Annotated in this window: 15 protein-coding genes and 1 pseudogene; 7 read left to right on the top strand and 9 right to left on the bottom strand. The window is 63.5% G+C overall.

Going from position 1 to position 13914, the window contains the following annotated elements; translation table 11 throughout:
• Positions 1 to 117: 117 nt before the first annotated feature.
• The 5 genes from ACT6VE_RS27725 to ACT6VE_RS27705 are packed head-to-tail and all read left to right on the top strand — an operon-like array spanning position 118 to position 4465.
• Entirely contained in the window at positions 118 to 918 is an 801-nt protein-coding gene (locus tag ACT6VE_RS27725; RefSeq protein WP_444801529.1) for a substrate-binding periplasmic protein, read from the top strand.
• A gap of 15 nt (positions 919 to 933) precedes the next feature.
• Positions 934 to 1590: an amino acid ABC transporter permease gene (locus ACT6VE_RS27720; protein WP_444801528.1), complete on the top strand. Its 657-nt coding sequence runs from the start codon at positions 934 to 936 to the stop codon at positions 1588 to 1590.
• A complete protein-coding gene (locus ACT6VE_RS27715) occupies positions 1590 to 2243 on the top strand; it encodes an amino acid ABC transporter permease (protein ID WP_444801527.1) in 654 nt (217 codons plus the stop codon). Before ACT6VE_RS27720 ends, ACT6VE_RS27715 begins: the two co-directional genes overlap by 1 nt.
• Positions 2244 to 2256: 13 nt before the next feature.
• Entirely contained in the window at positions 2257 to 3360 is a 1104-nt protein-coding gene (locus ACT6VE_RS27710; RefSeq protein WP_444801526.1) for a hypothetical protein, read from the top strand.
• On the top strand, positions 3350 to 4465 hold the full coding sequence (locus ACT6VE_RS27705; RefSeq protein ID WP_444801525.1) for a hypothetical protein: 1116 nt from the start codon (positions 3350 to 3352) through the stop codon (positions 4463 to 4465). Before ACT6VE_RS27710 ends, ACT6VE_RS27705 begins: the two co-directional genes overlap by 11 nt.
• Before the next feature lie 309 nt (positions 4466 to 4774).
• On the opposite strand, the gene ACT6VE_RS27700 is transcribed toward ACT6VE_RS27705, so the two are convergent.
• Genes ACT6VE_RS27700 through ACT6VE_RS27665 form a run of 8 tightly spaced genes read right to left on the bottom strand, consistent with a single transcriptional unit; the run spans position 4775 to position 13152 of the window.
• Positions 4775 to 5563, bottom strand: coding sequence for an ABC transporter ATP-binding protein (locus ACT6VE_RS27700; RefSeq protein ID WP_444801524.1), 789 nt, complete (start codon positions 5561 to 5563; stop codon positions 4775 to 4777).
• Entirely contained in the window at positions 5560 to 6513 is a 954-nt protein-coding gene (locus ACT6VE_RS27695) for an ABC transporter ATP-binding protein (protein WP_444801523.1), read from the bottom strand. The genes ACT6VE_RS27700 and ACT6VE_RS27695 overlap by 4 nt, the downstream gene beginning before the upstream one ends.
• On the bottom strand, positions 6500 to 7339 hold the full coding sequence (locus ACT6VE_RS27690) for an ABC transporter permease (protein ID WP_444801522.1): 840 nt from the start codon (positions 7337 to 7339) through the stop codon (positions 6500 to 6502). The genes ACT6VE_RS27695 and ACT6VE_RS27690 overlap by 14 nt, the downstream gene beginning before the upstream one ends.
• A complete protein-coding gene (locus tag ACT6VE_RS27685) occupies positions 7336 to 8358 on the bottom strand; it encodes an ABC transporter permease (RefSeq protein WP_444801521.1) in 1023 nt (340 codons plus the stop codon). Before ACT6VE_RS27685 ends, ACT6VE_RS27690 begins: the two co-directional genes overlap by 4 nt.
• 18 nt (positions 8359 to 8376) lie before the next feature.
• Entirely contained in the window at positions 8377 to 9942 is a 1566-nt protein-coding gene (locus ACT6VE_RS27680) for an ABC transporter substrate-binding protein (RefSeq protein ID WP_444801520.1), read from the bottom strand.
• A 37-nt stretch (positions 9943 to 9979) separates the two neighbouring features.
• Positions 9980 to 11104, bottom strand: a complete 1125-nt coding sequence (locus ACT6VE_RS27675; RefSeq protein ID WP_444801519.1) for a DUF917 domain-containing protein — start codon at positions 11102 to 11104, stop codon at positions 9980 to 9982.
• Entirely contained in the window at positions 11101 to 12645 is a 1545-nt protein-coding gene (locus tag ACT6VE_RS27670) for a hydantoinase/oxoprolinase N-terminal domain-containing protein (protein ID WP_444801518.1), read from the bottom strand. The genes ACT6VE_RS27675 and ACT6VE_RS27670 overlap by 4 nt, the downstream gene beginning before the upstream one ends.
• 3 nt (positions 12646 to 12648) lie before the next feature.
• Positions 12649 to 13152 (bottom strand): Lrp/AsnC family transcriptional regulator, encoded by a 504-nt coding sequence (locus tag ACT6VE_RS27665; RefSeq protein ID WP_444801517.1) that lies wholly within the window; start codon positions 13150 to 13152, stop codon positions 12649 to 12651.
• A 118-nt stretch (positions 13153 to 13270) separates the two neighbouring features.
• Between ACT6VE_RS27665 and ACT6VE_RS27660 the strand changes: the two genes are divergently transcribed.
• Positions 13271 to 13489, top strand: coding sequence for a hypothetical protein (locus ACT6VE_RS27660; protein ID WP_444801516.1), 219 nt, complete (start codon positions 13271 to 13273; stop codon positions 13487 to 13489).
• Entirely contained in the window at positions 13489 to 13650 is a 162-nt protein-coding gene (locus ACT6VE_RS27655; RefSeq protein ID WP_444801515.1) for a hypothetical protein, read from the top strand. Before ACT6VE_RS27660 ends, ACT6VE_RS27655 begins: the two co-directional genes overlap by 1 nt.
• Positions 13651 to 13728: 78 nt before the next feature.
• Here ACT6VE_RS27655 and ACT6VE_RS27650 read toward each other — a convergent pair.
• Positions 13729 to 13914, bottom strand: a pseudogene (locus ACT6VE_RS27650) (IS6 family transposase); the annotation flags it as partial.

Raw genomic sequence — 13914 nt, 5'->3', positions numbered from 1 at the left:
TCTTATAACGCCAGCGTATTACGACTATCAGACTTTTCGCTGTTCTCCCAATCGGGATTTGCCCCCAAGCTTCAGGTCCGGCGGGCCGAGTACGCCGCAACAGAAGAGGGAACGGACATGAACAGATTGATGACTATCGTGGCTTCCACGTTGCTGGCATTCGCGACGCTCCTGGCACCGGCGGCAAAGGCAGAGGACGGGCCTGACACCATCGCGAAAATCAAACAGGCCGGTGTCCTGAAGGTAGGCATGGCCGACTCCGTGCCCGCCCAGCAGAAGAACCCGATTTCCGGCGAGTGGGAAGGCTTCAACGTCGACATGGCGAAGAACCTTGCCGATGTCTTGGAGGTCAAGCTCGAGATCGTCGACACGACCTGGTCGACGATCATTCCGTCCCTGGTCCAGAAGCAGTTCGACATTGCCATGGTGGACATGTTCCGTACCCCGGCCCGCGCCATCACCGTCGATTTCACGGACAGTTACATGACGACCGGCAATACCTGGCTGGTCGGAGCTGATGTCGATGTCACCGACTGGAAGCAGCTCAACAATCCGAAATATTCAGCCGTCAGCATCGCGGGCATGGCGGCCGTTGCACAGAGCGATCGCCTCCTGCCCGACGCGCAGAAGAAGGTCATCGTCTCGGACAACGCTGTCGCCGGGCAGCTTGAAGTCGCGGCGGGTCGCGCCAACGCGCATCTCAGCGATCTCTTGCAGAACGCGTTGTTCATGAAGGCCAACCCGAATGCCAAGGTGAAGGTGCTCGGTGCGGATACGCCCATCGAGGCCACGGGCTATTCCTACGCGGTGCGCCCGGGCGACTATCACTTCCATGCGTTCCTCAACACCTGGATCGCCTATACCAACACGACCGGTTTCATCTCGCAGACGAAACTGAAGTGGTACGGCATCGAGTAAGCGGTTTCGCACGCGATGTTCGATACACTCACTCCGTACATCCCCGCTTTGGCAAAGGGATTTCTCCTGACGCTGTTCTACTTTGCACTCGGAACCGTCGGATCGATGGTTCTGGGGCTGCCCGCGGCCTTGGCCCTGGGCAGTTCCTCGGCCATCGTCCGCTTTCCGGCCGTCGCGTTCGTGGAGTTCTTCCGCAACACACCCCTGCTGGTGCAGTTGTTCTGGCTCCATTTCGCTTTGCCCGCGCTGACGGGGTTCAACACCACGGCGCAGCAAACCGGCGGGATCGCGCTGGTGATCGTGATGACCGCCTATATGGCGGAGGTCTATCGCACCGGCTTCAACTCCGTGGCGAGGGGGCAGCATGAGGCGGCACTGGCGCTCGGGCTCAATCCGCGGCAGCGGTGGCGGCTCGTCGTCATCCCTCAGGCTCTGGCCATGACGATGCCTGCGATCGGCAACACGCTGATCAGCCTTCTCAAGGCTACCGCGATCCTCTCGATCCTGGCGGTGCCCGAACTGATGCGCACGACCTCACGCATCAGCGACTACACGGCCGATCCTATCCTGTTCTACTCCGTCGCCGCCCTGATCTACATCGGCTCCGGTCTCGCTTTGGCAAGCGGTCTCCACAGGCTGGAAGTGCGGCTCAACCGCTGGAGGCACCGATAATGTTCGACTATCAGATCGTCATTTCGGCCTTTCCTGCCCTCTTGCAAGGGCTTCTCACGACGGTACTCGTCACTGCCGCCGCCTTTGTCCTCGCAACGTGCCTGGGCAGCGTCCTGGGTGCCGTCTCCTTGTCTCCGCGGCGCGCCCTGTCACGAAGCGCGATGGGCTTCCTGCATGTTACCCGGGCCACGCCGGAAATGATCGCGATATTCTGGGCCTACTATTGCCTACCCATCCTGCTCGGCGCCAACCTCTCCGGGCTGACCTGCGGCGTGCTGGCGCTCGGCCTCATCGGTGGCGGCTACATGGCGGAAATCGTGCGTGGTGGCATTCTTGCCGTCGACCGGGGGCAATGGGAGGCCGCCCGATCGTTGGCCATCCCGAGACCTGTGATCTGGTTTCGCGTCATCGCGCCTCAGGCCGTCAAGAAAATGCTGCCGGCCGTGGTCAACTACTTCACCGATCTGCTCAAGGCGACAACGTTGCTCGCCGGCATCGGGGTAGGGGAGGTTGCCTACGTCGCCTATCTGAACGGGTCCGCGTCATTCCGCTATCTCGAGCCGCTGACGGGCGTTGCGATCCTCTTCTTCCTTCTCATCTTTCCGCTCAGCGTGATGGCGCGCCGCCTCAACGCTGGCGGATCCGGTTATTGAAAAAGTCGTCACAATGAGCACATCTGCTACAGCCTATTTGCCGTTTGATACCGTCTGGAAAATGCGGATCGAGCATCCATACTCCCTGTTTGTCAGGGAGGGCGCGCTCCTCTGGTCTTGCGGTCAGTGCCCGCTGGACAGTCTCGGAAATGTCCTTCATCCCGGCGATCTCATGCGTCAGGCGCAGGTCGTGGCCGGTTTTATTCGCCGGTTCCTGGGTGAAATGCAGAGCCGGCCCTCCAGTATTGGTCGGCTTGTCATCTACTACGTGAAGACCGGGCCGGACGATGCAGCACGTCTGACGAGACTGTTCCACGGCGAATTTGGTCCGACGGTTCAGGTCATTCCGGTGGCCGTCCCGCACTTCTACTATGATGGGATGCTGATCGAGGTCGACGTGTTTGCCTCAGATGAGAAGGCGGAAGGCACTTCCTTTGTCGATGAAGAAACCGGGCTGACACTACAGGTATCCGATGCAGGCCCGTTCATCTGGGCGACTTTTTCGTCTCCGCGAGTTGCCTTTAAAGAAATCGGTTCCCGGTTGAACAGGCTGCTTGTCCGCGCAGATCTTTCACGCGATTACCTGCTTGCGGAGCAGTGGTTTCTTCCGGTCGGCTGCGAAGTCCCCGATGGGGTCTTTTCAGGGAGTGACGATCGCATCGCTCATAGTGCCGTCCAGATCTCCGATGCTGAGGCGGATATCATGGCAGAACTGACATTCGCCAAAGCCCCGATCGTAGATAATCGGCCACGGGCGTCTGTCTCTGACACGGATCATTTGTCGATGTCGTTGCGCATGGCGGGTGGGCAATTCCATCTGACGGCTCTCGATGCCTCGCCCGATCGCAGCTTTGTCGAGCAGACGGCCAGCATCATGAAAGCGGTCGAGGCGCTGTTTGCCGACGCCGGCGTGAGTTTCCGGGACGTGCGTAAGGCGACCACGTACTACGTTGCCGGCAGCTCGTCCGACGAACTACACGACAACATGTCAGTCCGCAACGGCTACTACGCGAAACCAGGTCCGGCTTCGACTGGCCTGCCTGTCGAAGGCCTGGCGGTCACGGGAGCGAAGGTATCAATCAGCTTGTTTGGAGTAATGCCGCGCAATGACCGCTGAATGGATGAATATAGCAGGAGATGGGATCGTCGTTCATCGTTTCGGGCTTCCCGGCGCGCGGCCGAAAATCTACCTGCAGGGTGCCCTTCACGCCGATGAAGTCTCTGCCACCATGGCGCTCGCCGAATTGGTCGGCTTGCTTGAGAAGGCAGATGCCGCAGGTGAGGTTCGCGGTGAGATTGTTGTCGTGCCTCATTGCAATCCTCTTGGCGCGAAACAGTTTGTCCTCGGGCGCCACCTGGGCCGTTTTTCGCTCGACGGTCGAAACTTCAATCGCGCCTTCCCGCAGGTGGGTGAACGGGTGGTCGAAGAACTGAAGCTGCTTGGCCCAGACAGGCAGACAACGAACGAGGTGCTGTATATAGGCGCGAAAATCCTTGGCAGCTTGACACGCGTTGGCGCTCCCATCGAGCGTCTGCAAGCGGCCTTGATGGAATTGGCATGGGGCTCCGACGTGATTGTCGACGTGCACGCCGACATGGAAGCCACCCTTCACCTCTACACATCCGAAAAGGCGTGGCCGGTGTTCCAGCATTTGGCGCAGAGGTTCGATGTTCCTGTGGTCATTCTCGCGGACAAGTCGGCGGACTCTCCGTTTGACGAAGTGCACGGGGAAGCATGGGACCTGATCAACGCGCACCTTGCCGAAGGAACCGAGCAGCCCGGATTTCGAACTGCGGGCTGTACGCTTGAGCTACGCGGACTTTCCGATGTTAATCCGGAGTTGGCGGCTTCGGACGGACAGGCGCTCCGCGATTTTCTCGTTCAGTTAGGCGCAGTAGCCGGCACCCGCGAAACCGCCGTCGGCGCGGCTCCGCTCGTCACCAAGCTTGATGCTGTCGAGGTAGTCAGAAGTCCAACGATCGGTGTGGTCATCCACCTGAAGCCGCTCGGAGCAAAAGTCGGCGCCGGCGACGTGGTTGCGAGGCTCTACGACCCGTTTGAACCTGATCCGCATGCACGTTGGCAAGAGGTTGTCACCGAAACCGGCGGCATCGTATTCGCGCGCTGGCATCAACGCATGATCCAAGCGGGTATGGCCGTGGTAAAGATTGCGGGCTCGGTTGAGTCGAGTCTCGGTAGAAGAGCGCGCTTGCTTGATTGAGGATATGCCATTCAACGAAGTAGCCGCTGGTTCGATTCCCTTCAACGCTTCGGGATTTGCAGGCGGACCCGGCGGCAGAGGGGCCGCCTTTCCATCCGCTCGCCACTCACCACCGGGATCATGGGGCAGGAATGGTGACCCTATGGACAACGCCGCATCACCGCCGACGGTGGTTCGCTGTGCTGCGAAACCACCGTCTTGAAGGATCCTTTGTCGATCGTGGGTGTGATGCGGATGCGGCTGAACGTTGCCGCCGATCGGGCCGTTCTCCGAGATTACCGACTGTTTCGGACAAGCCGCGCCATTCGATCAGCCAGCAGTCGCCTCGCGACCGAAGGAGAGGAGTTCGCGGGTATACGAATGGGTGGGCGCGCGGATGACCGCTTCGGTTCTGCCGAACTCGATGACATCGCCTCGGCGCATGACGAGGAGGGTATCGGAAATATGCGCGACGACCTTCAGGTTATGCGTGACGAAGAGTATCGAGAGACCACGGCTTGCCTTGAGGTCGGAGAGCAGATTGAGAATCTGTGCCTGCACGGAGACGTCGAGCGCAGAGGTCGGTTCATCGAGGATGAGGAGGCTCGGTTGGAGCGCCAGTGCCCGCGCGATTGCGACACGTTGCGCCTGGCCGCCGGAGAGTTCGCGGGCGCGGCGGTCGAGGAAATCGGCTGGAAGGCCGCAGTCGGAGAGCACGGCGGCTATTTTCTCGCGCATGACGGGGGACTTGCGCTGCCCGGCGGCCAGCATGGGTTCGGCAAGGATCTCGGCGATGGTCAGCCGCGGGCTCAGCGACAGGAAGGGGTTTTGCGAGACGACGCCGATCTTCTGCCGCGCCTGGCGAAGCGCATCGCCTTTCAGCGCGAGCCAATCCTGCCCGTCGAGGCGCACGGCGCCGCTTTCCACCGGTAGTAGCCGGAGGATGGCGCGCAGGAGGCTCGTCTTGCCGGAGCCGCTCTCGCCGACAATGCCGAGCGTTTCCCCCCTGGTGAGCCGGAAACTTGCACCATTGACGGCGGGTTTGGGGCGCGGCGCGAAGAGGCCGGCGCGGTAGCGGATGACGAGGTTGTCGATGTCGAGTATCGGGGCCGTGGTCATGCCGCATCCTCCGGCAAATGGCAAAGCCAGCGATGGATGGCGCGGTTGCGCTCGGGCGGTGATGTGGTCGCGCAGACGGGCATGGCCTGCGGACAGCGCGGGGCGAAGGCACAGCCCGCAATCCGGGAGCGTGGCGGCGGGATGGAGCCTTCGATGGCGGCAAGGCGCGCGCCGTGCGGCCCTGCATCGGGAAGAGCCGCAAGCAGCGCGCGCGTATAGGGATGGCCGGGGCGCTGCAGGACGTCGTCGACCGGGCCGGTCTCGACGGAACGGCCGGCATACAGCACCGTGGCGCGGTCGCAGGCCTCGGCGATCACGTCCATGTCGTGGGTGATCATCAGCACGGTCAGCCCGCGCTCGCTCACCAGCCGTCGCAGAAGCGCCAGAACCTGCGCGCCGACGGAGACGTCGAGCGCGGTGGTCGGCTCGTCGGCGATGAGGAAATCGGCGCCGGTCGCGAGCGCCTGGGCGATGACCACGCGTTGTTGCATGCCGCCCGAGAGCTGGTGCGGATAGCTTTTCAGCACCTTCTCCGGATCGGGAAGGCCGGTCGCGGCGAGCAGGGCTGCGGCTTCCGCGTGGCGGGCCTGCCGCGGCATGTCGCGGTGTGCGCGCAACACGTCGTCCATCTGGCGGGCGATGCTGAGAACGGGGTTCAGCGCGGCGGCAGGGTCCTGCGAGATCAGGCCGATCCGCCGGCCGCGCAGGTGCGCCGCGTTCTCGCGCAGGTCTTCGCCATCGAAATGGAAGCGGTCAGCGGTGATGCGGGCGCCCTGCGGCACCAGGCCCAGCATTGCCATGCCGGTCATGGTCTTGCCGCAGCCGGATTCGCCGATCACGCCGTGGATTTCGCCGCGCGCGATTTGAAGGTCGACCGAGCGCACGGCATGCACGTCGCCTTCCGGCGTCGGAATGCTGACGGCGAGGTTGCGGACGTCAAGCAGGGTCACGGGCGGGCCCTCCCTTGCGCTCGCGCAGTGCATCGCCGAGCACGCTGAAGGCGAGCGCGATGATGAAGATCGTCATGCCGGGCATGGCGGAATACCACCAGCGCGCGGGGAAGAATTTGCGTCCCGCATCGACCATCTGGCCCCAGTCGGCGGTCGGTGGAAGCACGCCGAGACCGAGGAAGGAAAGCGCGGCGGCGGTGAGCAACGCCGGGCCGACGTCGAGTGCGGCCTGCACCGTCAAAGGGCGAGCGGTCGCCGGCAGGATATGGCGGATGATGATGCGCGGATGCGATACGCCGGCAAGGCGCGCGGCCTCGACATAGGGCTGGCCGCGCAGCACCAGCACTTCGGCGCGGGCAAGCCGTGCATACCAAGGCCACCAGGTCACGGCGACGGCGATAATGCTGTTGAGGAAGCCCGGCCCGAGCGCCGCCGCCATCAGCACGGCGAGCAGCAGGGCGGGAAAGGCGAGGAAGACGTCGGTGACGCGCATCAGCGCCTCGTCTACCCAGCCGCCGAAATAGCCAGCAGCCAGGCCGACCGGAAGGCCGATGAGCAGGGAGAAGGCGACGATCAGCATGCCGTTCGTCAGCGAGACGCGCGCGCCGTAGATGATGCGGCTCAGGATATCGCGGCCGAGATGATCGGTGCCGAGCCAGTAATCGGCCGAAGGCGGGGAGAGCTTGGCCACCACGTTCGGCGCACCGGCGCCCTGCGCCGGATAGGGCGCGCTCCAAGGTGCAAAGACCGCGACGAGCACGAAGAGTAGGATGATCGCAAGGGCGATGGTGCCGGGCCAGCCGAGACGGTGAACGAGCTTCTTCATGACAGCGCCACCCGCGGGTCGACCAGGGCCTGGGCGATGTCGATCAGGAGGTTCATCACCACGTAACAGATCGTCACGACCATGGTGACGGCGGCGATGACCGGGAAATCCTTGGCGAGGATGGCTTCGGAGACATAGCGGCCGAGACCGGGCCAGGCGAAGATGATCTCGACCAGAACCGCGCCGGTCAGCGCATAGGCGAAGGAAAGCCCGATCACCGTTAACGCCGGCCCCATGGCATTGGGTAATGCGTGGCCGAACAGGATGCGCGGTTCGGAAAGGCCGAGGGCACGCGCGGCGACGACATGGCGGCGCTCGAGGATTTCGATCATCGCCGAACGCGTTAGTCGCATGGCGACGCCTGCCGGATAGGAGGCGAGTGTCAGCGCCGGAAGGATCAGGTGGGTCAGTGCGTTGCCGAAAGCATCGAGGCGGCCTGCGAGAAGCGCATCGATCATATTGAACCCGGTCACCATCGGCAGTGGCGCGGAGATGGAGATTTCACGCGACAGACGCCCTGAGAGCGGCAGGATGCCGAGCCATTGCGAGAAGACGAGTTGCAGGATCATGGCGAGGAAGAAGGTCGGCATGGCAACGGCCGCAATGGAGCCGAAACTGCCGACTTTATCCGGCCATCGGCCCTGCCGCGCGGCGGCGAGCACGCCGAGCGGTATCCCAATGATCAGCGCCAGGCCCGTGGAGAAGACCGCGAGCTCCAGCGTGGCGGGAAGATAGGCCCGAAGGTCCTCGGCGATCAGCCGGCGCGATTTGTAGGAAATGCCGAAATCGCCCGTCGCCATGGCCGTCGCGAATGTGGCGAAGCGGGCGGGCAGCGGCGCGTCGAGATTGAGCTCCTGACGCGCCTTTTCGATCTGCTCGGCGGTGGGCCGCGGGCCGGCATAGAGTGCCGCGGGGTCCGACGGAACGACCTGCGCCACCACGAAGACCAGAAAGGTCACACCCACCACCACGAAGGCGGAGAGCGTCACGCGGCGCAGGATATAGCGGAGGAGTTCCATCAGACCGCCACGCGCCCCTTACCGGCTCAGTTCGTTGATGAGGGCGACGTGCCCGTAGGCGGGATTGTCGGCGTAGCCCTTGATGTCGGAGCGGATGATGTGAACGTTGGGCTGGTCCAGCATGAAGACGGCCGCCGCATCCTCGATCACCTTGCGCTGCGCCTCGATGAACAGGGCTTCGGCGCGTGGACGGTCGGTGCCCGAAAGCTTTGCCGCCTCGTCGATCCTGGCATCCACTTCCGGGTTGGAGTAGTAGCCGAGGTTGAAGTTCGGCTTCTCTTCGGTGTGGAACAGGTTGAAGAGATAGTCGTAGGGGGTGACGAAGGTCGGCCACCAGAACATGACGAAAATGTCCTGGGCGGCCTCCGGGTTCGACTTGCCGAGCTGCCACTGGGCTTCCCAGGCCATTGGCTGAAGCGTCAGGTTGATGCCGAGCGTTTCCAGATTGGCCTTCCAGAGTTCGCCGGCGACCGCCTCGATCGCCTGAGACGTCGAATAGGTCATCACCAGTTCGAGACCCGGTTCGATGCCTTCCTCGGCGAGAAGCGCCTTGGCCGCTTCGAGGTCGGTCTTCGGGATCGGCGCGTTGGCGTCATGGCCCCAGATGCCGGCGGGTACCACGCCCTTGGCGCGCGTGGCGAAGCCGCTCGTGCCGGCGGAAATTACATCGTCATAGGGGAAGGCGAGCGACAGGGCCTGGCGCACCTTGATCTTGTCGAGCGGCGCGCGCTTGACGTTGTAAAGGCCGAACAGCGTTTCGAAAGACGGGTTGACCACGACGTTGAGGTCGGGATTGGACTTCAGCGCCTCGAGGTTTTCATAGGGAAGGCTGTAGGTCCAGTCGGCCTGGCCGCTTTCGATCATGTTCTGGGCAAGCGTGGTGTCCTCGGTGATTTCGAAGGACACCGTCTGGAAGGCACCGTCCGGCACCTTGCCCCAATAGCCTTCCGCGCGGTCGAGAACCGCACGCTGGCCGGGCTCGTAGCGCGAAATCTTGAACGCGCCGGTGCCGGCATCGTTGCCGGCGTTGAACCAGGCGGCATCCTTGTCGTGCGAGGCAGGCGCATAGATCCAGGCGGCGAAGCCGGCCGAGGCGATGAGGTCGAGCGGTTGCGGCTCGGAGAGCACGAAGACCACCTTCAGTGGCTCGGGCGTTTCGATGGACGTGACGGGTCCCCAGATGAAGGACGCGCCGCCGCCGATCTTCTTCGTGCGCTCGATGGAGCCCTTCACGGCCTCCGCGGTGAGCGGCGTGCCGTCGTGGAATTTCACGCCGTCGCGCAGGATAAAGGTCCAGGTCTTGCCATCGGCGCTGACTTCCCAGGAGGTGGCGAGCAGCGGCTCGATCTTCGCCTCGGCGGCGTCGGTCGCCGGGATGTAGCGTGTCAGGCCTTCATAGACATTGGCGAGCACCGCGCCATCGTTCGAGAACGAGGTCGCGGGGTCGAGGTCGGGGAAGCTGGTCGGGTAAGCGAGCGTGAAGATGCTGCCGGTGCCTTGCGCCATCGCAAAGTTCCAGTGCGAGGTGGCGGCGGTGGCAAGGGCCGCAAGCGCGGCGGTTTTCAGAAAATTACGGCGGTTCATGTCAGGCTCCCAGTGGATTGGTCGTGAGGGCGGACGATCAGGCGTCTTCTTCTTCATAGTGCGGCACGGCAGGCGCATCGGCTGATACGCCCATCGGGACAAAGTCGAAATCATAGCCGAAGGCGCGCGGGCCGACGGAGGCGAGCGCGATCTCGCTGCGCAGCAGAACCGGCGCGGGCATGGAGAGCACATCGATGCGCAGGCCGTAGCGCAGCTCCTCGGTGCCGATGGCGCGGCCGGTCTCCGAATCCACGATGCAGATCAGGTCCGGTACCATGGTGATGATGGTCTCGCCTTCGCGGGCGATCAGGTACTCATTCTGGATCTCGATGGCGATCGTACGCCCGTTGTCCTGGTCGAGCCCGGCAACGGTGAGCGTGCCACGGTTGAAGCCGGCCGCGATGCGCCGGCTGATATCGGTGACCTTGCCGCGCATCAGGCGCACGCCGCCCGATTGTTTGAGGATCGCGTCGACCGGATCCGCCTTGGCGGCACGGGCATTGAGCACCGCATCGCCGAGGTTCCACGCCTGGCTGGTGGTGTGCGGCACGCCGAAGCGGCGCACGAATTCGCCCGACATCGGCGCGGTCGTCATCAGCGCCGTACAGCCCATGGCGATGGTGCTGGCGCGCAGCAGCTTTTCCAGCATCTTCGGCGTGGTGGCCTCGGTGACGATCAGAACATTGCCGTCCGCATCGGCCAGCGCTGCCGGTTGCACCGGCTGGCCGTGGATGAAGAAGGTCGTCATCTGCACTTCCGGGAAGGCGCGGCCCATGCCGTCGGCATCCACCACCGGCAGGTCGACCATCGCGGCCGTTAGCATGGGCGAAAGACCGTTGCCGCCGCCCACTTCGTCGCCGAGCAACGCATCGATCTTGCGGCCCATATGGTGCTCGAGCGCGTGGAGAAGCCGCACGCCTTCAGCACCCTCGGCAATCTTCTCGATCCCGACGGTCGGCGCGCCGATACCGCCGATGCCGATGATCTGCGCATCGGGATCCATGTCGGCCGGGCGCACCATGCGGATGCGCTTGCCCTCACGCAACAGCGCCTTGGCGCGCAGCGACGCATGATACGTGCTGCCGCCGCCGCCGGTGCCCAGAATGCCGCAACCGATGGCGATGCGGTCGATATCCGCTTCGGTGAGCGTCCAGTACTTCATGCCCTGAGGTCTCCAATTACTTTCGCAGCGACGCGAACCGCATTGCCGGGCAGATAGGCCAGCGGCGTTTCCTCGATTTCGGCAAGCGTCGTCGTTTCGGCATCGGCGCCGGCCTCTACGGCACGGGCGCGCGCTTCGGCGATGATGGATTCAAGCGCGATCTCGCGCGTGGTGCCTTCCAGAGAAACCACGCTGTCTACCTCGCCAGAGACCTGCGCGATCGCCGCGCCGATCGCATTGGCCGAACCGAAATGATCGGGCTTCAGCGAGACGGACGTGCCGTTCAGCAGCCCCTCGACCAGCACGGACCCGCCGCCGACGAGGATGGCGGGGATCGGGTCGGCGCTCGGCTTCATCCGGTCCAGCACCGTCTCGATGCTGGCCTTCATCTGCGCCAGCATCTGCCGGGCGAATTCCGGCGTGATGTGGCTGAGACGGCTCCGATCCCCAAGGTCGACGAGGCCCGCGGCAACCGCGATGTCGGTCGCTGTCAGCGTATCGCCGCCGAAGCAGAGGGCCTTTTCCGGCAGGCGGAAACCGACCGAATCCGGCCCGATGGTCGCAGCTTCGCCGGGGCGCACGATGCTGCCGCCGCCGAGGCCGAAGGAATAGACATCCGGCACGCGGAAATTGGTCGGCACGCCGCCGATCATCGCGCCTTCGCTGCGGGTGCGCGGGAAGCCTGCGACGAGCATGCCGATATCGGTGGTGGTGCCGCCGATATCGATGACGGCGGCATCGCTGAGACCGGTCAGGAAGGCGGCGCCGCGCATCGAGTTGGTCGGGCCGGAGGCGATGGTGAAGACGGGATAACGCTCGGCAAAGTCCGCCGCCATCAGCGTTCCGTCGTTCTGCGTCAGGTAGAGCGGGCAGGCGAGACCGAGCGCGGCGAAGGCCGAACGGAAGGCGCCGACGGTTTCACGGCCGAGCGTGTGGAGGCTGGCATTGAGGATCGTCGCACTCTCGCGCGGCAGGAGGCCGGTGCGGCCGACACGGTGCGACAGGCTGATCGCTGCGCCTGGAATTTCCTCGGCGACGATGTCCGCTGCCTCGTTTTCCATGCGTGGATCGACCAGCGCGAAGACAGAGCAGATCGCAATCGCCGAGATGCCACGGGCGCGCCAGTCGCGGCAGGCTGCACGAACGGCGTCGATATCGAGCGGCGCGATTTCGGAACCGTCATAGTTCACGCCGCCGCCCACCATGGCCGCGCCGCCATCGACGATCGGGCGCAGGGTGTCGGGCCAATCGATCATCGGCGGAAGCGAGCGTGTCGCGGCCCCACAGAGCCGAAGGATGCCGACCTTTTCCAAATGCCGACCTTCCACGACGGCGTTGAGGAAATGCGTCGTGCCGATCATCACCCCGTTGACGGAGGTCGCGGCGACGTCCGCCTGCGAAAGCACCGTGCGGATTGCCGCACTGACGCCCGAGGTCACGTCCGCCGTGGTCGAGGATTTCACCGTTGCCAGAACCTCGGTGCCGCGCAGCAGCGCCGCATCCGTATTGGTTCCGCCTACATCCACCCCAATGCGCAGCATGGGTTACCCTTTCTTCTTACCGCCGAGGTCCGTACCGCGGCTGATCGCCGTCGTCCTCGTGCCGAATACCTTGTAGAGCCGCAGGACGACCGAGCTCGTCACGCGCTTGACGCCGGGCAGCTTGCCCAGTTCCTGGTCGATGAAGTCGAGAAGTGCTGCATGATCGGACACGAAGAGCGAGGCACTGAGGTTGGCCGTGCCACTGGTCGCGGCGAGATAACCGATCTCGTCATATTCGGCGAGAAGGATGGCCACTTCCTCCAGCTTGCCCTGCTCGACCTCGATCAGCAGCTCGACCTGAACATCGCGGCCGAGCGCCACCGGATCGGGAATGGCGCCGATGACAATCATCTTGGCCTGCAAAAGCCCGGCAATGCGGTTGCGGATCGTGCGCTCCGATACGCTGCCGATCCGGCCAGCGATTTCGGCGGCCGAAAGACGCCCGTCTTCGGTAAGATAACCGATGATCTCGCGATCCAGTTCGTCAAGCAGGTAGCGCTGCGTCATTACCGGTTCCCTATCGGCTTCATTAGGGCCAGTAAATTTCCGAAACGGAATTATGTCAAGAATATTTCAGCCAGATAGGGCCTACATTGCCAAAAATTTCCCGGTTACGGGATTTTGGATGCTGAAAGTTGCCGAATCGGAAGTTTTGATCGCGGGTCTGCTTGCCGAAACGGACATTCCCGACGAAATCCTCGTCGTCGACGAACTGACGCACACGAAAGCAACCATTCACGAACCGAAGGATCGCGAGCAGCCCCCAAGCGGCTGCGTTGCAGGCGGCCTGACTACAACAGAGGTGCCCCCACTCATCGCAAGTTCATCCTGCCTTTTCATCTGATGATGGGCACCATCACGGCACCCGTCGCCGGCGTGATCCTCGTCACCGTGCTGACCAACGGACTGAACCTGCTCAGCGTGAACGGCTTCATCCAGCAGATCATCATCGGTTCCGCGATCCTGGTCGCGCTTGGCCTAGATCGACCCGACGTCACCCGATAGGGCGGCGAAAAGGAGTCATGGCAAGATGGCGTCGCCTTAACTTGTCGCATTTCGCGGCGAGGATTTGTGTGCCGCCTTTCAGGCAGTGGTCGACCAGGCGATTTCACGCCAGGTCGAGATCGCGTGGGCTCGAAGCTGGCGGTGATCGGCGGCGGCCAGATGTTCGCGACGAAGGTGGAAAAGATCCGCGATCTGGCTGTGGGTTGAGACGAAACGCTGGCATTGCCGCGTCGACTTGAAGCGCATCATGCGTCGTTCTCGTCG

Source organism: Shinella sp., assembly GCF_052438155.1.
In the GTDB taxonomy this organism is placed as follows: Bacteria; Pseudomonadota; Alphaproteobacteria; order Rhizobiales; family Rhizobiaceae; genus Shinella.
The sequence above is the reverse complement of the archived record's forward strand: the minus strand, read 5'-3'. Positions and strand labels throughout refer to the sequence as shown.